The organism is Chryseobacterium sp. CBTAP 102 (assembly GCF_003201365.1).
In the GTDB taxonomy this organism is placed as follows: domain Bacteria; phylum Bacteroidota; class Bacteroidia; order Flavobacteriales; family Weeksellaceae; genus Chryseobacterium; species Chryseobacterium candidae.
This window is the reverse complement of the sequence record NZ_QICX01000002.1, coordinates 51243-69632: the sequence shown is the minus strand read 5'-3', so window position 1 is coordinate 69632 and position 18390 is coordinate 51243. Positions and strand designations below refer to the sequence as shown.

General features: G+C 35.6%; 27 protein-coding genes. 23 read left to right on the top strand and 4 right to left on the bottom strand.

Annotation, left to right across the window (positions count from 1 at the left end; all coding sequences use genetic code 11):
• Positions 1 to 127 precede the first annotated feature (127 nt).
• The 14 genes from rpsH (at position 128) to rplQ (ending at position 7418) form a co-directional block, all read left to right on the top strand.
• Positions 128 to 526 (top strand): 30S ribosomal protein S8, encoded by a 399-nt coding sequence (rpsH, locus tag C8D70_RS03645; RefSeq protein WP_002983236.1) that lies wholly within the window; start codon positions 128 to 130, stop codon positions 524 to 526.
• A gap of 17 nt (positions 527 to 543) precedes the next feature.
• On the top strand, positions 544 to 1089 hold the full coding sequence (gene rplF / locus C8D70_RS03640) for a 50S ribosomal protein L6 (RefSeq protein WP_076596995.1): 546 nt from the start codon (positions 544 to 546) through the stop codon (positions 1087 to 1089).
• Positions 1090 to 1104: 15 nt separating this feature from the next.
• A complete protein-coding gene (gene rplR / locus C8D70_RS03635; protein WP_002983242.1) occupies positions 1105 to 1458 on the top strand; it encodes a 50S ribosomal protein L18 in 354 nt (117 codons plus the stop codon).
• Between the two features lie 19 nt (positions 1459 to 1477).
• Positions 1478 to 1999: a 30S ribosomal protein S5 gene (gene rpsE / locus C8D70_RS03630; protein WP_002983245.1), complete on the top strand. Its 522-nt coding sequence runs from the start codon at positions 1478 to 1480 to the stop codon at positions 1997 to 1999.
• Between the two features lie 11 nt (positions 2000 to 2010).
• Positions 2011 to 2187: a 50S ribosomal protein L30 gene (gene rpmD, locus C8D70_RS03625; protein ID WP_029297759.1), complete on the top strand. Its 177-nt coding sequence runs from the start codon at positions 2011 to 2013 to the stop codon at positions 2185 to 2187.
• Between the two features lie 21 nt (positions 2188 to 2208).
• Positions 2209 to 2658 carry a 50S ribosomal protein L15 gene (gene rplO, locus C8D70_RS03620; protein ID WP_034694692.1) on the top strand — a complete coding sequence of 150 codons (450 nt, stop codon included), beginning with the start codon at positions 2209 to 2211 and terminating at the stop codon, positions 2656 to 2658.
• Between the two features lie 9 nt (positions 2659 to 2667).
• Entirely contained in the window at positions 2668 to 4047 is a 1380-nt protein-coding gene (secY, locus tag C8D70_RS03615) for a preprotein translocase subunit SecY (RefSeq protein WP_062673613.1), read from the top strand.
• Positions 4048 to 4050: 3 nt separating this feature from the next.
• Entirely contained in the window at positions 4051 to 4266 is a 216-nt protein-coding gene (gene infA, locus C8D70_RS03610) for a translation initiation factor IF-1 (RefSeq protein ID WP_027381317.1), read from the top strand.
• A 63-nt stretch (positions 4267 to 4329) separates the two neighbouring features.
• The gene (gene rpmJ / locus C8D70_RS03605) at positions 4330 to 4446 is read left to right on the top strand and encodes a 50S ribosomal protein L36 (RefSeq protein WP_007839480.1); all 117 of its coding nucleotides are present in this window, start codon (positions 4330 to 4332) and stop codon (positions 4444 to 4446) included.
• A gap of 7 nt (positions 4447 to 4453) precedes the next feature.
• Complete coding sequence (rpsM, locus tag C8D70_RS03600; protein ID WP_002983260.1) at positions 4454 to 4831, top strand: 30S ribosomal protein S13; 378 nt, start codon at positions 4454 to 4456, stop codon at positions 4829 to 4831.
• A 12-nt stretch (positions 4832 to 4843) separates the two neighbouring features.
• A complete protein-coding gene (gene rpsK, locus C8D70_RS03595) occupies positions 4844 to 5233 on the top strand; it encodes a 30S ribosomal protein S11 (protein ID WP_002983263.1) in 390 nt (129 codons plus the stop codon).
• A gap of 19 nt (positions 5234 to 5252) precedes the next feature.
• Positions 5253 to 5861 (top strand): 30S ribosomal protein S4, encoded by a 609-nt coding sequence (rpsD, locus tag C8D70_RS03590; protein ID WP_076596994.1) that lies wholly within the window; start codon positions 5253 to 5255, stop codon positions 5859 to 5861.
• A 33-nt stretch (positions 5862 to 5894) separates the two neighbouring features.
• Positions 5895 to 6890 carry a DNA-directed RNA polymerase subunit alpha gene (locus C8D70_RS03585; protein ID WP_047376582.1) on the top strand — a complete coding sequence of 332 codons (996 nt, stop codon included), beginning with the start codon at positions 5895 to 5897 and terminating at the stop codon, positions 6888 to 6890.
• Positions 6891 to 6896: 6 nt separating this feature from the next.
• The gene (rplQ, locus tag C8D70_RS03580; protein ID WP_066695984.1) at positions 6897 to 7418 is read left to right on the top strand and encodes a 50S ribosomal protein L17; all 522 of its coding nucleotides are present in this window, start codon (positions 6897 to 6899) and stop codon (positions 7416 to 7418) included.
• Between the two features lie 140 nt (positions 7419 to 7558).
• Here the strand turns inward: rplQ and C8D70_RS03575 are convergent, their stop codons facing one another.
• Positions 7559 to 7993, bottom strand: a complete 435-nt coding sequence (locus C8D70_RS03575) for a hypothetical protein (protein ID WP_076596993.1) — start codon at positions 7991 to 7993, stop codon at positions 7559 to 7561.
• 568 nt (positions 7994 to 8561) lie between these two features.
• Between C8D70_RS03575 and C8D70_RS03570 the strand changes: the two genes are divergently transcribed.
• The 6 genes from C8D70_RS03570 to C8D70_RS03540 all read left to right on the top strand — a co-directional run bounded on the left by C8D70_RS03570 (position 8562) and on the right by C8D70_RS03540 (position 14668).
• Entirely contained in the window at positions 8562 to 9194 is a 633-nt protein-coding gene (locus C8D70_RS03570) for a response regulator (RefSeq protein ID WP_110366423.1), read from the top strand.
• Between the two features lie 4 nt (positions 9195 to 9198).
• Positions 9199 to 10011 carry a hypothetical protein gene (locus C8D70_RS03565; RefSeq protein ID WP_110366422.1) on the top strand — a complete coding sequence of 271 codons (813 nt, stop codon included), beginning with the start codon at positions 9199 to 9201 and terminating at the stop codon, positions 10009 to 10011.
• A 596-nt stretch (positions 10012 to 10607) separates the two neighbouring features.
• On the top strand, positions 10608 to 11396 hold the full coding sequence (locus C8D70_RS03555) for a sensor histidine kinase (protein ID WP_110366420.1): 789 nt from the start codon (positions 10608 to 10610) through the stop codon (positions 11394 to 11396).
• A 67-nt stretch (positions 11397 to 11463) separates the two neighbouring features.
• On the top strand, positions 11464 to 11787 hold the full coding sequence (locus C8D70_RS03550) for a hypothetical protein (RefSeq protein ID WP_076596989.1): 324 nt from the start codon (positions 11464 to 11466) through the stop codon (positions 11785 to 11787).
• A 217-nt stretch (positions 11788 to 12004) separates the two neighbouring features.
• Positions 12005 to 13297, top strand: a complete 1293-nt coding sequence (gene eno / locus C8D70_RS03545) for a phosphopyruvate hydratase (protein ID WP_076596988.1) — start codon at positions 12005 to 12007, stop codon at positions 13295 to 13297.
• A gap of 84 nt (positions 13298 to 13381) precedes the next feature.
• Complete coding sequence (locus tag C8D70_RS03540) at positions 13382 to 14668, top strand: citrate synthase (protein WP_110366419.1); 1287 nt, start codon at positions 13382 to 13384, stop codon at positions 14666 to 14668.
• A 60-nt stretch (positions 14669 to 14728) separates the two neighbouring features.
• Here the strand turns inward: C8D70_RS03540 and C8D70_RS03535 are convergent, their stop codons facing one another.
• Positions 14729 to 15052: a nuclear transport factor 2 family protein gene (locus C8D70_RS03535; RefSeq protein WP_110366418.1), complete on the bottom strand. Its 324-nt coding sequence runs from the start codon at positions 15050 to 15052 to the stop codon at positions 14729 to 14731.
• An 18-nt stretch (positions 15053 to 15070) separates the two neighbouring features.
• On the bottom strand, positions 15071 to 15865 hold the full coding sequence (locus tag C8D70_RS03530; protein ID WP_110366417.1) for an SDR family oxidoreductase: 795 nt from the start codon (positions 15863 to 15865) through the stop codon (positions 15071 to 15073).
• 121 nt (positions 15866 to 15986) lie between these two features.
• Between C8D70_RS03530 and C8D70_RS03525 the strand changes: the two genes are divergently transcribed.
• Positions 15987 to 16373 (top strand): winged helix-turn-helix transcriptional regulator, encoded by a 387-nt coding sequence (locus C8D70_RS03525; RefSeq protein ID WP_110366416.1) that lies wholly within the window; start codon positions 15987 to 15989, stop codon positions 16371 to 16373.
• Between the two features lie 88 nt (positions 16374 to 16461).
• On the opposite strand, the gene C8D70_RS20710 is transcribed toward C8D70_RS03525, so the two are convergent.
• Positions 16462 to 16626, bottom strand: a complete 165-nt coding sequence (locus tag C8D70_RS20710) for a hypothetical protein (RefSeq protein ID WP_168801913.1) — start codon at positions 16624 to 16626, stop codon at positions 16462 to 16464.
• 290 nt (positions 16627 to 16916) lie between these two features.
• On the opposite strand from C8D70_RS20710, the gene C8D70_RS03520 reads away from it, so the two are divergent.
• Positions 16917 to 17831 (top strand): dimethylarginine dimethylaminohydrolase family protein, encoded by a 915-nt coding sequence (locus tag C8D70_RS03520; RefSeq protein WP_076596983.1) that lies wholly within the window; start codon positions 16917 to 16919, stop codon positions 17829 to 17831.
• A 108-nt stretch (positions 17832 to 17939) separates the two neighbouring features.
• On the top strand, positions 17940 to 18218 hold the full coding sequence (locus C8D70_RS03515; protein ID WP_317047789.1) for a four helix bundle protein: 279 nt from the start codon (positions 17940 to 17942) through the stop codon (positions 18216 to 18218).
• Positions 18219 to 18390: the final 172 nt, after the last annotated feature.

The following is an 18390-nucleotide window of genomic DNA, read 5'->3' as shown; positions in this document are numbered from 1 at the left end:
GGACAATTAAGTTGTCAGGATACTAAAGAATAAAAATATCAGACCGAAGATTTCTGAAGTCTGATATTTTAATCTTCAAGTCTTTTCAATACTGATTGTTCTTTAACCAATAATTTATAAAAGAAAAATGGTAACAGATCCAATTTCAGATTTCCTAACAAGAGTAAGGAACGCACAAAGCGCAGGCCACAAAGTGGTGGAAATTCCTGCATCGAAAATCAAAAAGGAGATTACTAAGATCTTATTTGATCAAGGGTATATCTTAAACTACAAGTTTGAAGATAACGCTGTTCAGGGAGTGATCAAAATCGCTTTAAAGTACGATAAGCAAACTAACAAACCGGCTATCAAGTCTATCCAAAGAGCTTCTAGACCAGGTTTGAGACAGTACAAAGGTTCAGCTGAGCTTCCAAGAGTACTAAACGGTTTGGGTATTTCTATCATCTCTACTTCTAAAGGAGTAATGACTGACAAGAAAGCTAGAGAAGAGAAAGTAGGCGGTGAAGTAATCTGCTATGTTTATTAATTTTTAATCACAGGAAAATGTCAAGAATTGGTAAAGCAATTATAACAATTCCAGCAGGAGTTACAATCACTGAAAACAACGGTGTAGTAACTGTAAAAGGAGCTAAAGGAGAACTTTCTCAGGAGCTTACAGCAGGAATTACTTTAGAACAAAAAGATGGTGAACTTAACGTAAACAGACCATCTGATTCTAAACAACACAAAGCGCTTCACGGTTTATACAGAGCGTTGATCGCTAACATGATCGTTGGTGTATCAGAAGGTTTCGAAAAGAAACTAGAACTAGTAGGGGTAGGATACAGAGCTTCTCACTCAGGTCAAAAACTTGAGTTAGCTTTAGGATTCTCTCACGGTATTGTATTGGAACTTCCAAGTGAAGTAAAAGTTGATACATTGACTGAAAAAGGTAAAAACCCAATTATTACTTTAGCGTCTCACGACAAGCAACTTCTAGGAATGGTTACTGCAAAGATCCGTTCTTTCAGAAAGCCTGAGCCATACAAAGGAAAAGGTGTAAGATTCGTAGGAGAAATTGTTAGACGTAAAGCTGGTAAATCTGCTTAATAAATTATAAGTATTATGGCATTAAGTAAATTAGAAAAAAGAATAAGAATCAAAAGAAGAGTAAGAGGGAAAATCTCTGGATCTTCTGAATTGCCAAGATTATCTGTATATAAAAGTAATAAGGAAATTTACGCTCAGTTAATCGACGATAAAAATGGTAAAACTTTAGTATCTGCCTCTTCTAGAGAAAAAGGTGTAGACGCTAAAGGTACTAAGACTGAAGTTTCTGCTGCTGTTGGTAAAGCTATCGCTGCTAAAGCTATCGCTGCAGGAATTGAAAGTATTGTATTTGACAGAAACGGATTCGTTTACCATGGTAGAGTGAAAGCTCTTGCTGATGGAGCGAGAGAAGGTGGACTTAAATTCTAATCATTAAATTTCGGAAAATATGTTAGGACTAGATAATATAGAAAGAGTAAAACCGGGAGGATTAGAATTAAAAGATCGTCTCGTAGCTGTTAACAGAGTAACAAAAGTAACAAAAGGAGGTAGAGCTTTCGGATTTTCTGCTATTGTTGTAGTAGGAAACGAAGAAGGTGTTATCGGTTTCGGTTTAGGAAAATCTAAAGAGGTAGCTTCTGCAATTGCTAAAGCAGTTGAAGACGCTAAGAAAAACCTTGTGAAAGTTCCTGTAATGAACCATACTATCCCTCACCAAACTACTGCCAGATACGGTGGTGCAGATATCTTTTTAAGACCTGCTTCTCACGGTACAGGATTGATCGCCGGAGGTGCGGTAAGAGCGGTATTGGAATCTGCTGGTATTCACGATATCCTTTCAAAATCTAAAGGATCTTCTAACCCTCACAACGTGGTGAAAGCTACTTTCAAAGCGTTATTAGATATCAGAAGACCTGAAGAAATCGCTAGAATGAGAGGAATTTCTCTAAGTAAAGTGTTTAACGGTTAATAATTAAAGCAATGGCAACAATTAAAGTAAAGCAAGTAAGAAGCGCTATTGGTAGAACAAAAACCCAAAAGAGAACGCTTGAAGCATTAGGATTAAAAAAACTTCACCAAGTTGTAGAGCACGAAGCTACTCCTTCAATCTTAGGAATGATCGCTGCAGTAAGCCACTTACTTGAAGTTCAAAAATAATTTTATAAAAGAGAAATTAAAATGAATTTAAATAACATACAACCTGCTGCAGGATCTACTTTCAACTCAAAGAGAATTGGTAGAGGTCAGGGTAGCGGAAAAGGAGGTACTTCAACAAAAGGACACAAAGGTCAGAAAGCTAGAGCTGGTTATTCTCAAAAAATCGGTTTCGAAGGTGGACAGATGCCTTTACAAAGAAGATTACCTAAATTCGGATTCAAAAACGTAAACAGAAAAGAGTTTAGAGGAGTTAACCTTGATACTATTCAAACTTTAATCGAGAACAAATCCATCACTGGAGATATCACGAAAGAAGTTTTAGTAGCAAACGGGATAGTTTCTAAAAACGAATTAGTGAAAATTATGGGTAGAGGAGAATTGAAATCTGCGGTTTCAATCTCTGCTGACAAATTCACTAAATCTGCTGAAGAGCTTATTGCTAAAGCAGGTGGAAAAGCAATTACCTTATAATACTTACTAATGAAAGAATTTATACAAACACTTAAAAATATTTGGAGTCTTAAAGAACTTAGAGATAAAATTCTCTTTACTTTAGGTATTATCCTTGTGTATAGATTCGCATCTTATATCTCGCTTCCTGCAATTAACCTTGCAGAGGTGGGAGATCTCTTAGAGCATTATAAAAATCAAGGCGGTAACAAGCAAGGAGCAGGTCTCCTTGGCTTGCTTTCGTCGTTTACGGGGGGAGCTTTCAGCCACGCTTCCGTAATGGCGTTGGGAATCATGCCTTATATTTCTGCTTCTATTATTGTTCAGTTGATGGGGATGGCTATTCCTTATCTTCAGAAGCTTCAGAAAGATGGAGAGTCAGGTAGAAATACATTGAACCAAATTACAAGATGGTTAACAATTGGAGTTTGTCTGGTACAGGCACCTTCTTACTTAACTTCTATTACTCAATTATTCTTACCATATGCTCAGTTCCAGTCTGCATACTATGTAGAGCCAAATTCAATCATGTTCTGGTTGCCAAGTATTGTTATTTTGGTTGCCGGTTCAGTATTCGCAATGTGGCTGGGTGAAAAGATTACCGATAAAGGAATCGGAAATGGTATCTCTATCCTTATTATGGTGGGGATCCTTTCAAGATTACCTGAGGCATTCGTACAGGAGATGGCCGTGCAGAACGGAAAAGGAGGAATGGGATCTATCATGATCCTTATTGAAGTATTATTCTGGATGTTGGTAGTTCTTTTAGCAGTAATCTTATCAGTAGCTGTTAGAAAAATTCCCATTCAGTATGTAAGCAGAGCTCAAGCAAGAGGAGGTGTAAACAGAAATCTTATGCAGGGAGCAAGACAATGGATTCCATTGAAAGTAAATGCTGCTGGTGTAATGCCGATTATCTTTGCTCAGGCACTGATGTTCGTACCAGGATTATTAACAAAATTCGATGAGTCTAATACTTTTCTTGCAGGTTTCAAGAATGTTTTTAGCTGGCAGTACAACGTATTGTTTGCGCTATTAATTATTATCTTCTCGTTTTTCTATACTGCAATTACAATCCCGGTAAACCAAATGGCTGATGATTTGAAGAGAAATGGAGGTTTAGTACCGAAAGTAAGACCAGGAAAAGAGACGGCTGATTATTTAGATGATATTTTATCAAAAATTACCTTGCCAGGTGCAATATTTTTATCTATCTTTGCAATCCTTCCGGCAATTGTGCACGGAACCTTTGTTCAGACAGATGCGTTTGCCCTATTTTTCGGGGGAACGTCACTATTAATTATGGTGGGTGTAATTTTAGATACAGTTCAACAGATTAATACATATCTGCTGAACCATCATTATGATGGCTTAATGCAGTCTAAATTATCAAGAACGACTGGATATTAATTTATGGCAAAACAAAAACATATTGAACAAGACGGCGTTATAACGGAAGCACTTTCGAACGCTCAGTTCCGTGTAGAACTAGAAAATGGGCATATTCTTATCGCTCATATTTCTGGTAAAATGAGAATGCATTATATTAAACTTTTACCTGGTGATAAGGTGAAACTAGAAATGTCTCCTTATGATTTATCAAAAGGGAGAATCACATTTAGATATTAAACAAATGCCAAATGGAGTCTTAGGATTTCATTTGGCTATTGTTAAAAAATAAATACTATCAAAATGAAAGTAAGAGCATCAATTAAAAAAAGAAGCGCTGATTGCAAAATCGTACGCAGAAAAGGTGTACTATTCGTAATCAACAAGAAGAACCCAAAATTTAAACAAAGACAAGGTTAATTAAATTATGGCGAGAATTGCAGGTATTGATTTACCAAAAAACAAAAGAGGAGTTATCGGTTTAACTTACATCTATGGAGTTGGAAGAAGTACTTCTTCTGAAATCCTTAAAGCTGCCGGTATCAGCGAAGACAAAAAAGTCAACGAATGGAATGACGATGAATTGGCTGCAATCAGAACGTATATCTCAGAAAACGTAAAAGTAGAAGGAGAATTAAGATCTGAAGTGCAATTGAACATTAAGAGATTAATGGACATAGGATGCCAACGAGGAATACGTCACAGACTTGGATTACCTTTAAGAGGCCAGAGAACGAAAAACAACTCTAGAACCCGAAAAGGAAAGAGAAAAACTGTTGCTAACAAGAAAAAAGCTAGTAAATAATCGTTAGGAATTATGGCAAAACAAACTAAAGTAGTTAAGAAAAGAAAAGTAAAAGTTGAAGCTATTGGTGAAGCTCATATTCAGGCTTCTTTCAATAACATCATCATTTCTTTAACAAATAAAAACGGAGAGGTTATCTCTTGGGCTTCTGCCGGTAAAATGGGTTTCAGAGGTTCTAAAAAGAATACTCCATTTGCTGCTCAGATGGCAGCTGAAAATTGCTCTGCTGTAGCTCACGAAGCTGGTTTAAGAAGAGTAAAGGTGTTTGTGAAAGGTCCGGGTGCAGGTAGAGAATCTGCTATCAGATCTATCCACAATTCAGGAATTGAAGTTAGCGAAATCATTGATGTGACTCCTATGCCACACAATGGATGTAGACCACCAAAAAGAAGAAGAGTTTAATTTTTAGAATTTACCCATTATGGCAAGATATATTGGACCTAAAACTAAGATTGCTAGAAAGTTTGGTGCTGCAATCTACGGAGATGATAAAAACTTCGAAAAAAGAAAAAACCAACCGCCAGGACAACACGGTCCTAACAAAAGAAGAGGTGCTAAAAAATCAGAATATGCAGTTCAGTTGGCAGAAAAACAAAAAGCTAAATATACTTACGGTATTTTAGAAAGACAGTTTGCTAACTTATTTGACAAAGCACACAGAAGTAAAGGTGTAACAGGGGAAGTTCTATTACAACTTTGTGAATCAAGATTGGATAACGTAGTATACAGATTAGGTTTTGCTAAAACAAGATCTGGTGCTAGACAATTGGTTTCTCACAGACACATCACTGTGAACGGAGAGATTCTTAACATCCCTTCTTACTTGGTAAAAGCTGGTGATGTAATCACTGTAAGAGAAAAGTCTAAGTCTCTTGAAGTTGTTACCAATGCATTGGCTTCTAAGTCAAACTATGAGTGGTTACAATTCAACGATGAGAAGAAAGAAGGAACTTTCATTTCTGCTCCTGAAAGAATCCAGATTCCGGAGGACATTAAGGAAAACCTTATCGTCGAACTTTACTCTAAATAATTTTTTAATCAAATTTTTGCTCAACCCAATAATATGGCAATTTTACAATTCATAAAACCCGATAAAGTAATTTTACTTAACTCTGATGAATTTAAAGGTCAATTTGAATTCAGACCTTTAGAACCAGGTTTCGGGCTTACAATCGGTAATGCTTTGAGAAGAGTGTTGCTTTCTTCTCTGGAAGGATACGCTATTTCATCTATCAAAATAGAAGGTGTAGAGCACGAATTTTCAACTATTCCAGGAGTAATCGAAGACGTTACCGAAATTATTCTAAACCTTAAGCAGGTAAGATTAAAAGCTGCAGCAGAAGGCCAGGCTAACGAGCAGGTTGTTGCTAAAGTTTCAGGTCAAACGGTTATTACTGCTGGTGATTTAGGAAAGTCTATCAACGGATTTGAGGTTTTAAACCCGGATTTGGTGATCTGCAACCTAAACAGTGATGTAACTTTCGAAATTACTTTCAATATTGAAAAAGGTAGAGGGTATGTTCCTTCTGAACAAAATAAATCAAACAATGCTCCTGTAGGAACTATTGCTATTGACTCTATTTTTACGCCGATCAAGAAAGTACAATATAGCATTGAAAATTATCGTGTAGAGCAAAAAACAGACTACGAAAAACTTGTATTAGATATAGAAACTGATGGGTCTATCAGCCCTCAGAATGCTTTAACTGAGGCTTCCAAGATATTAATTTATCACTTCATGCTGTTCTCTGATGAGAGAATCACGCTTGAAACTGAAGCTGTAAAAGCATCTATCCAGTACGATGAAGAAACTCTTCACACAAGACAACTTCTTAAGTCTAAATTAGCAGATATGGATCTTTCTGTAAGAGCCCTTAACTGTCTGAAAGCAGCTGAAGTAGAAACTCTTGGAGAATTGGTTTCTTACAGTAAGTCTGATTTGATGAAATTCAGAAATTTTGGTAAAAAATCTTTGACAGAACTAGAAGAATTAGTGCATTCAAAAGGTCTTAACTTCGGTTTCGACGTTGCAAAATATAAGTTAGACGCTGATAAATAATTAATAATGAGACACGGTAAAAAATTCAATCACTTAGGAAGAACAGCTTCTCACAGAAGTGCTTTACTTTCTAATATGGCTTGTTCTCTAATTGAGCATAAAAGAATCAACACTACTGTAGCTAAAGCTAAAGCTTTAAGAGTATATGTTGAGCCTCTATTAACAAAAGCAAAAGAAGATACTACACACAACAGAAGAGTAGTATTCTCTTACCTTCAAAATAAATTTGCGGTTGCTGAATTATTCAGAACTGTAGCTCCTAAAATCGCTGAAAGAAACGGTGGTTATACAAGAATCATCAAGACAGGATTCAGACCAGGTGATGCTGCTGATACTGCTCTTATCGAATTGGTAGATTTCAACGAGCTTTACAACCCGAATGCAGAGGAGAAAAAAGCTACAAGAAGAAGCAGAAGATCATCTGCTGCACCTAAAAAAGCTGAAGCAGTAGTTGCTGAAGCTCCAGCAGTAGAAGAGAAAGTAGAAGAAGCTAAAGCTGATACTACTGAAGAAAAAACTGAAGAGTAATATTCATTCAGATATACATAAAAACCATCCGTTTTCGGATGGTTTTTTTATTTTCCATAATATGGATGAAAAGGTATGTTGAGAAATAATGGGGAGGTACCCGATAAAAATGTCCCTCAATATTGAAGGACATTTTTTATTTAGATTTTTGTTCTTTTCAACTCAATAATATTATTACCCTGTTCAAGGTGAAGACTGTCTCCTTTTACTCTTGCAGTCATATCATCTTTTTTGTAAATCGTTTCATCACCTTTAGTTTCTGATTTAGGTAATGTAAATGTTTTCTTATTGCTGGTAATGGCTACTGTACTTTCCTTCGGATCATTTTTGAATACTACCTTTACTAACGTTCCGTCTGTAGCTTTATAAACAAAATCTGTTTTCTCAGTCTTCTGACCGTTGATATCCACTGTCGAGGAGCTTTGGGTTACCGAATCTATTTTTCCGTTATGGTCTGTAACCACAGTTTCTGAACTTTCTGTTTTGATAACACTTTTGTTTCCGCTTTCACTTTTTTTACAGCTCACTACCACTAGTGCCAGTACAGCACTTAGTGCTAAAAGACTTTTTTTCATGATTATATTATTTGATATTCAATATGATTTTATACTTTAATTTTACAAAAATCATGCCTTACAATATGAGAAATTTTAACCGATATTGAGGCATAATTCTTTTATTTTTCTCCTTGAACATTAGGTCTAGACAAAAAGAAAATTTTGAAATTAGAGAGAGGCGGTTCTTTTTATCAAATGAGAAAATGCCGGAAGATACTGGTGAACCATATCAGGTTATGAGCAAGTGCTTTACATTCCTGGAATATGGTTTAAGAAAGATAAGAACCGGATTCAGATTTTTGTGTGGATCAAATTCCATAATACCGTAAGCAGTATTGATCATCCTATCTTTGATCAGATTATGAAATAATAATTAATTTTAAAATTGTAATTATAACTTCTTGATTTTTATTTTAATTTATTGTGAAATATTTGGATTAATCTTGTTTTTAAAGTGAAAAAATGATTAAATTTAGTAAAAACTAAAAGACTGAACATAACTTCAAACTCAAACTCTAATATTACACAAAGGTGTAATTGATTTCAAATTGTTTTCTGTTGAAATTTGCTACAAACAAAAAAGGTCATGAGCATTTCCATTGCCATAGTAGAGGACGAAAAAAACTACAACAATGCGTTGAAGAAGGTCATCAATTACCAGAACGACATGAGAGTAATCGCTCAGTTCTTTGACGGGAATGATGCTATGAAAAACCTAGCCGATTTTTCTCCGGATGTAGTGATGATGGATATCCAATTACAGGATATGCTCGGAATCGAAATCATAGAAAAGCTGCGAAAAGAAATGCCCAATACACAGTTCATCATGTGTACCAGCTTTGACGATGATGAAAAGATCTTTAATTCCTTAAAAGCTGGCGCTATGGGATACCTTGTAAAAGGAGAAAGTATGGACAAGATTCTTTCTTCCATCCGGGACGTATACCACGGAGGTGCTCCTATGAGTTTTTCTATTGCACGAAGAGTACTTATGCATTTTGAGAAAAAACTTCCTGAGATTAAGGGTTTCGATGAACTTACCGAACGTGAAAAGGAAATTCTTGAACTTCTTTCACAGGGACTTCTCTACAAAGAAATCGCAGATCAGAAATTCATCAGCATTGATACCGTGAAAAAACACGTCGGAAATATCTACAGAAAACTTCACGTAAACAACAAAGTGGAGGCAATTAATAAGTTTAACCATTTTAAAAACTGAAATTATGAGTGAAAAACAAGATTTATTAAACCTAACAGGGAGAATTCACCAACTCGTGGATTACGGAATTGTAACTGTTGATGAGTTAAGTCAGATAAAATCATTCTGTAACGATGAAATTTCTAGGCTCAATTCTAGTGAATTTATAGAGCGTACAGAAATTGACTGGAATGATTATAAAATTCGAGAACAAAGTACAAATCATGAAATTGATGCAGGAACTGCCATGGACATGACAAATGCATTTAGTAAGTCAGATGATATTGCTGGAGTTTATAAAGAAATTCTTCACATATCCTATGAAGTAGCCACAGATTTATTTAAAAATAATAAAAAGGTTAAAATTTTTATAGGTGCAGATAAATATGGATTAGTTTTTTTATACGAAGATGAAAATAAAAATGAGTACTATATTTTAGATAACAAATTAGCTAAAGAGAAAATCATTAGAGATGAATTTGACAACTATAAAAAGACGTATAATGATGGGCTTAAAAAAATATTAGATGCACTTATTCGTAGGCATGATCCAGCAACTTCAAATACCGAAAGATTTATCTTATATGATACTTTTTATGCTGAACTTGTGAGACTAAAACCAAAGTATCCGAATCTTGTTATCTCTTTTCATCCGGCAATGCATATTTCAGACGATTTGGTTGAAGTAGTAAAGGATGATGGAACTTCTTTTAAAGCAAACTATAATCACAGACTAACATTTATTATGATATTGGGTTATTACGAAGGGAATAAATTTACCCCGATATCTGGTTTAGGTGCTTATGATAGAAACGGACTCTGTCCTCCGGGGTGCTAAATGATCATTCTTGATATAATATACTATATTGTAATTATTACAAATTTTACTGTTTCCATAATTGAAAAGAAATTATGGAAACAATTATTTTGGATTTATTTCGGAATTACAATTATAACTGAAATATTATTTACAATAAAAGCAAGCTTTGTAGCTGCAAGAATGTATAATTATCTGGATCTGTTCTGTATAATTTATTTTGGATATATTTATAATAAAGAGATTAATGATAAATACGTAATTAAGGTAACCACCCTTTTATTTTTTATATTGGGAGGAATATTTATTTTCATTTCCAAAACTAATTATTCCATCATTACAGGGTACTTATATTGTATTTTTTTGTTTTTCATTTCCTTGTTTTGGTTTTATAAGAAAATATCAAGTAAAGATCAAGAAGAGAATATTTTGAATTTATGTTTTTTTTGGATAAGCAGTTCATTATTATTTTGGGCAATGTTTTATATTTTTAGGATGTTTCCGATGTATTTATTTAATAAAAAAGACCCTGAGTTTTTAAAAGAAATATCTTATGTGTTTACTATAATTAATATAATTGCATATTCATTATTCTTACGAGGTTTATTTTGCAAACGATGAAAAATCTTCCATTAGAAATAAAGATCGTATATATAACGGCTATCATTGTAGTGATGCTGTTTGTATTGTTTATCATCTTTGTTGTTCTAACATACAATCGAAAACAACTTCTTTATCTTAAAGAACAACAGCTCAAAGAAGCTGAGTACCAAAACCAGCTCCTCCAGAAAGAACTGGAAAAACAAAAAATGCTGGAACAGGAGAGAGAACGTATCTCCCACGATATGCATGATGATCTCGGAGCCGGAATTTCAGCATTAAAACTTCAGGCAGAATTTCTGAAACAGAAAGCAGAAGACGATGATCTGCAAAACGATATCGATGAACTTCTGAAAACGTCCGAAGAAATGAATATCTCCATGAGAGAAATGCTTTGGAGCCTGAATTCAGGAAATGACACTCTGGGAAGCTTTGTGGACTATGCTATCTTTTATACCGGAAACTTTTTGAAGAAAACGAAAATAGTCGTGCAGTCAGAATATGAAGGTATCATAGCAGAAAAGCCTATTTCTACAGAAATGAGACGTAATCTTTTTCTCTGTTTAAAAGAAGCTGTTAATAATGTGTACAAACACAGTCATGCAAATATTTTGAAACTTTCATTTTCACAGGAAGGAAATAATTTCTCTATGAAAATATCAGATAATGGAATCGGGATTTCTGAGGTACATAAGCAAGGTAATGGTCTTAGAAATATGAAACGAAGAATGAGCGAATTGTCTGGTGAATGTCACATCATAACCGAAAACCCCGGAACCAGTATGGTTTTCAAAATAACAGTATAAATTACCCTTTTGTGTAATTGACAGATCTGGTTTTTAGAGGGAAATTTGATATATAAAACTAAAAGCCATGAAAACTCTTATTAACGACATCGAAGACTTAGAAGGTGCTTTAAAAAACAACAGTGATCTTCAGGAAAAATTCAAAACCAACCCTGTAGAAGCTATAAAAGGTGTAGAGATAAGAAATCCGAAAGAAACCGATTATTGGATCTACCGAATTATTGTTCTTATGCTCGGGCTGGCGGTGATCGCCATTATTGCAGGACTTATTATTCTTTCCGTTCACAGTAAAGAAAAACCGGATAGTCAGCTGGTAACAATCTTTGCTACTATTTCATCAGGAGCAATAGGTGCCCTTGCAGGTCTTTTATCTCCTTCTCCCAGAAAATAACAGTAACTTATGTAACGTATAATAAAGCTCACTTTTTAAGGTGAGTTTTCTTTATTATTGGCCTATTTTAAACTCCTGATCTATTGGCTTTAAAATGGGGAATTATCATAATATAAATTAACTAAAATTTAACTCGGATTTATTTCAAAAAAATACGCTGAAATACCCCTGAAAGTTAAATTTTGATTAAATTTGTCTAAACTAAAAAAAATAAAAAATGAGTGCAATTTCTTACATAGAAGCAAGACAGATTTTAGATTCCAGAGGAAATCCTACCATTGAAGTAGATGTATTTACAGAAAGCGGGGCAATGGGCCGTGCAGCTGTACCTTCAGGAGCATCTACAGGTGAACACGAGGCGGTAGAATTACGTGACGGCGGTTCGGAATATCAGGGAAAAGGAGTCCTTAAAGCTGTTGAAAATGTAAAAGAAGTAATTGCAGAGAATTTAGTAGGGCAACCGGTTTTTGAACAAAACTATATCGATCAGATTATGATTGATCTTGACGGAACGCCTAACAAAGGAAATCTTGGTGCTAATGCTATTCTTGGTGTTTCTTTGGCGGTAGCCAGAGCTGCAGCTGCTGAATTGGGAATGCCTCTTTATAAATACGTAGGCGGAGTGAACGCAAACACTCTTCCTGTTCCAATGATGAATGTAATTAACGGAGGATCTCACTCAGATGCTCCTATTGCATTCCAGGAATTCATGATTATGCCGGTAAAAGCAGATTCTTTCTCTCACGCTTTGAGAAAAGGAACTGAAATTTTCCACAACCTAAAATCGATCCTTAAAGGAAGAGGTCTTTCTACAGCAGTAGGAGACGAAGGAGGTTTTGCTCCTACTTTCAACGGAACAGAAGATGCTTTGGATACCTTACTTCAGGCGATCGAAAAAGCAGGTTATAAGCCAGGTGATGACATCATGCTGGCATTAGACTGTGCTGCTTCAGAATTCTATAAAGACGGAACCTACGATTACAGAAAATTCGAAGGAGACAAAGGCGCTCACAGATCAAGAGAAGAGCAGGTTTCTTACCTTGCAGAATTGGCTGCTAAATATCCAATTATCTCTATCGAAGACGGAATGCAGGAAGATGACTGGGAAGGATGGAAAATGTTAACAGACAAAATCGGTGACAGAGTACAGCTGGTAGGTGATGATTTATTTGTAACCAACGTAGACAGATTATCAAGAGGAGTAACCGAAGGCATTGCGAATTCAATCCTTGTAAAAGTAAACCAGATTGGTTCTCTTTCTGAAACAATGGCTGCTGTACAGATGGCTCAGAATAACAAGTTTACTTCAGTGATGTCTCACAGATCAGGAGAAACTGAAGACTCTACAATTGCTGATTTAGCAGTAGCAATGAACTGTGGACAGATCAAGACAGGTTCAGCTTCAAGATCAGACAGAATGGCAAAATATAACCAGCTGTTAAGAATTGAAGAAGCACTTGGTGAAACTGCAATTTTCCCGGGTTTAGGAGCATTTAAAATTAAAAGATAATCGAATTTATAAATAACGGCAAGCGATAATTTTTGTTTGCCGTATTTTATGGAAAGTAGTATATTTAAAAAAAATAAATAAATAATGTCAGACAACAAAGTAATATTGAATTACGACGGTAATTCATATGAATATCCAATCGTGGATAGTACTATCGGAGACAGAGGGATTGATATTTCAAAATTAAGAGACCAGACAGGTTTGATCACTCTGGATTTAGGTTACAAAAATACAGGGGCTACTATTAGCGACATCACTTACTTAGACGGAGATAAAGGAGAATTATTCTACAGAGGTTATCCAATCGAGCAGATTGCTGAGAAATCTAACTTCACTGAAGTAATGTATCTTTTATTACATGGAGAATTACCTACTCAGGACCAGTTTACTTCATTCGACAACAATATTAAAAAATATAACTTCATCGCAGACGAAATGAAAAAAATCATTGATGTTTTTCCTCGTTCTGCTCATCCTATGGGAGTTTTGTCTTCTTTAACTTCTGCTTTGACAGCTTTCAACCCGAAAGCCGTTAACGTAAACTCTAAAGAAGAAATGGATCATGCTGCTGAGCTTATGATCGCTAAGTTCTCTCACCTTTGTGCATGGACTTACAGAAAAACTCAAGGTTTACCATTAAACCACGGTGATAACAACCTGAACTATGTAGAGAACTTCTACAAAATGGCCTTCAGATTACCAAACGCTGATTTCGAAATCGATCCGGTAGTGGTAAATGCTTTAGATAAATTATTAATCCTTCACGCAGACCACGAACAAAACTGTTCTACTTCTACAGTAAGAATGGTAGGTTCTGCTCACACAGGTCTTTTCGCTTCTATCTCTGCTGGGGTATCTGCACTTTGGGGACCACTTCACGGTGGTGCTAATCAGGCTGTAATCGAAATGCTTGAAATGATTGAGAAAGATGGTGGTGACGTATCTAAATATGTTGCTAAAGCTAAAGATAAGAATGATAACTTCCGTCTAATGGGATTCGGACACAGAGTTTACAAAAACTTCGACCCAAGAGCGAAAATCATCAAGAAAGCTGCTGACGATATCCTTAAAGCATTAGGCATCCAGGATAAAGCTCTTGACATTGCAATGCAGTTGGAAAGAGTAGCGCTGGAAGACGAATACTTCGTAGAAAGAAAACTATATCCAAACGTAGACTTCTACTCAGGGATCATCTACAGAGCATTAGGAATTCCTACAGAAATGTTCACCGTAATGTTTGCATTAGGAAGACTTCCGGGATGGATTTCTCAGTGGAAAGAAATGAGACTGAAAGGAGACCCGATCGGAAGACCAAGACAGGTTTACCAAGGTGCTCAGGAAAGAAACTACATCGACATCGCAAGCAGATAATATTTGCTTACAATATAAAAGAATCCCAAAGCAAGCTTTGGGATTCTTTGTTTTTACAACTTATTCAGTAATAGCTAAAGCCATAATAAGATCGTTCTTCGTTCGGAAATGAAAATTCAGCATTGCCGGACTTCCATCAAAAGAACCGGAAATATTAATTCTTAAAACGGTTGTATTATCCTTCACCGAAAAATCTTTTACCTCAAACAAGGTTTTGTATTCATTATTGGATTTTTCATTCCATTGTCTTATTTCCTCTTTTCCGGTGTATATTTTTCCTTCATCAAATACGGATGCCTGTTCAGAAAAACAGTTAGAGAAAGAAATACTGTCAAAAAGTTCCTGCGCCTTCAAGAATTCCTGTAAAATGTTAGGTAAGTTCATATTGTTATTTTTAAATGATTAAACAGTTGGAATAGTGCCGCCATCTATTACATATTCGGTCCCGGTTAGATATTGTGCCCGTGGAGAAACTAAAAATCCAACAAACTCTGCAATATCTTCTGGCTGGGCAGGTTTACCAATGGGAATTCCACCCAACGCATCCATGACACTTTGAGTAGGCTCTTCTATTGAAGTTTCTGAACTTTTAGCAATGCGTTTCATCATTCGGATGGCAGATGAGGTCATGATCCAGCCTGGAGAAACGGTAAGAACACGAACTCCCTTTGGAGAAACTTCTTTTGATAAACCTTTACTATAATTGATCAATCCGGCTTTGGCAGCAGCATAGGGTAATGTTGAATCAAATAAAGGTAGCCTTCCCTGAATGGAGGCAATATGAATGATCACTCCCGTTTTTCGTTCCAGCATTTGCGGCAGAAATCCTCTGTCTAAACGAACGGGTGCCAATAAATTGGTCTGAATTGTATTTTCCCAGTCTTCATCACTTAAAACAGAGAAGCCACCACCTGGCGTTTCTGAACCACCCAATGTATTAATTAAAATATCAAGCTTGCCAAAAGTAGACAACACTTCTCTTACCAGCTTTTCAGTACCTTTTGCCAGGCTGAGATCTCCTGAAATAAAATGAAGTTGATTATTCATCTCTTCAGGCTGATTTCTTGCAGTGACAATTACAGTAGCACCAGCAGTGAGTAATCTTTCGGCAATAGATTTTCCGGTTCCTCTTGTTCCTCCGGTCACCAAAGCAATTTTACCTGACAATTCGTTGTTGAAATGAAATGATTCTGTCATGATTTCTTTTTTGTACAAATTTCAGGAGTATGACGGGCTCTTACAAGTACGGTCTTACGAATCGCATAGGGATAAATTAATCCCCTATTGTGATCTCATCTCATTGTGTTACATTTGTTTTATGTACGAAAGAAAAATCCCACCCAATCTGAATTGCGGTCTTGATCTGATTGCTGAAGTGCTCTATGGCAAATGGAAGATCCGTTTGCTATGGTTTATTAATGAAGGATTTCAAAGGCCAAGTGAATTACAACGGAAAATTCCTGATGCTTCCCGCAGAGTATTGAATGTTCAGTTAAAAGAACTGGAAGAACATGATCTTGTCACTAAGAAAATTTATCCTGTTGTGCCACCAAAAGTAGAATACAGGCTTACGGAATTCGGACAGACATTGATTCCGGTAATTGCCACATTAGGGAAATGGGGTGATGATCATGAAGAACGCTTACGGATATTGATATTGAGAAGGCTTGAAAACTTGTCACATAGTGAGAGAAACTATATCTGATATTAGCTTTTTTGATTTAATATCAGTTGAAAAAATCTATAAAATAGTAGAAGAAAACCTGCTTTTTCAAGCAGGTTTCCGTTTTTTATTAAGGACATTGGCATCTGTCGCAAGTCCAGATATAACATTTTCCTGTATCGTCCCACTCGCAGCATCTTCTGCCAGTTGAAATCGGAGCTCCTCCCATTACAGATTTTTGTTGATCTCTTCCTAATTTGTGTGCATTTTTCAGCACCGGATTGTTCTTGTTCATGACTTTGATTTTTGGTGTTAATAGTTACGTTTTATTGTTTATAATTTCGCGAAAATTATATCACTAATATAGGAAATTAAATAATATAATTATCTTTTTTTTGATTCTTATGTAGATGGAAAATAGTAAGTTGTAGATGTTTTTGGGACTATTCACTGCATTTGGCCGGATATACAAGCAAATTTTATTGGAGAGTGCTGATTTTAGAAATTAAATTTAATACATAAAATAATCCAAAAGTTTCCCAGATAGAGACCTTTACTTATATTTGTAGTATTGCATAAATCTTTATGAGACTAAATATTAAAAACGAAACAGGTAGGCTGAAGTCAGTAGTTCTAGGCCAGCCTAATTCATTGGGACCAGTTCCCACATTAGAGGAAAGTTATGACGCGAAGTCATATTACTCTATAGAACACAACATTTATCCTAAAGAAGAGGATATTATCAATGAAATGAACGCTTTTGAAGCGGTTTTAAAAAAGTATGGCGTTGAAGTTCTACGTCCTAGTATCATCAAAGATTACAATCAGGTTTTTTCAAGAGATGTAGCCTTTGTGATTGATGACAAGATGATCATTTCCAATGTGATTGCAGACAGAGCAGACGAACAGGAAGCCTACAAAAGCGTTTTTGAAAAAGTAGCATGGAGAAAGATTATCAACCTTCCGGAAACCGCACACATTGAAGGAGGAGATGTAATTGTATGGAATGATTTTCTTTTCATAGGAACCTGCTTCAGTGAAGATTACAGAAACTATAAAACGGCAAGAACCAACGAGTATGCTATCGAAATCCTGAAAGAATATTTTCCAAAGAAAAGAATCATAGATCTGGAACTGAAGAAAAACGATAAAGTACCGTTTGAAGGTATTCTGCATCTGGATTGTACATTTAATCCTGTAGGAGAAGACAAATGTATCATTTATAAAAACGGATTCGTAGACGAAAGTGATTACCGTTTAATCATCGATATTTTCGGCGAAGAAAACTGCTTCCATATCAATGATGAAGAAATGTTTGAAATGTTCCCGAATATTTTCTCTATTTCCCCTGATGTAGTGGTTTCAGACAAAGCATTCACCAGAATGAATAACCATTTGAGAAACGAGTGGGGAATGACTGTTGAAGAAATTCCTTACAGAGAAATCTCCAAAATGGGAGGCTTGTTGAGATGTTCTACAATGCCGCTTGTGAGAGAATAATTGGGTAGAAGTGTTTTAGGATTTGAGAGTGGAAGTGTTTTTAAGGTCTGGAAGTTATAGTGTTGGTGGATTTAAATATTTTTTTAATTTAAAAAAAAATATTTGGGTATGTCGACAATTAAATTTCATCAGGACTTAAAAGTTTATCAACAATCATTTGAAACAGCACAGGTGATTTATGAACTCTCAAAATCTTTTCCGAAAGAAGAACTTTACTCTCTTACAGATCAGATAAGAAGATCATCAAGATCTGTAACAGCCAATATCAGTGAGGCATGGGGAAAAAGAAAATATGAAAAATCCTTCGTTGCTAAACTTACGGATTCAGAGGGAGAGGCAAGAGAAACCCAGACATGGCTTCAGTTTGCTTTTACCTGCGATTTATGAATGAAGAGCAATATGAAAATTTGCACAAACAATACAACCAAATAATAGGAATGTTAGTTAATATGATGAGTCAGTCAGAAAAGTGGTGCTCATTTTCTTCGATTAATAAAGAAGACAATAATTTGTAAACCGCTGTTCAGACTCTCAAACTTTCATACACCAACACCCTCAA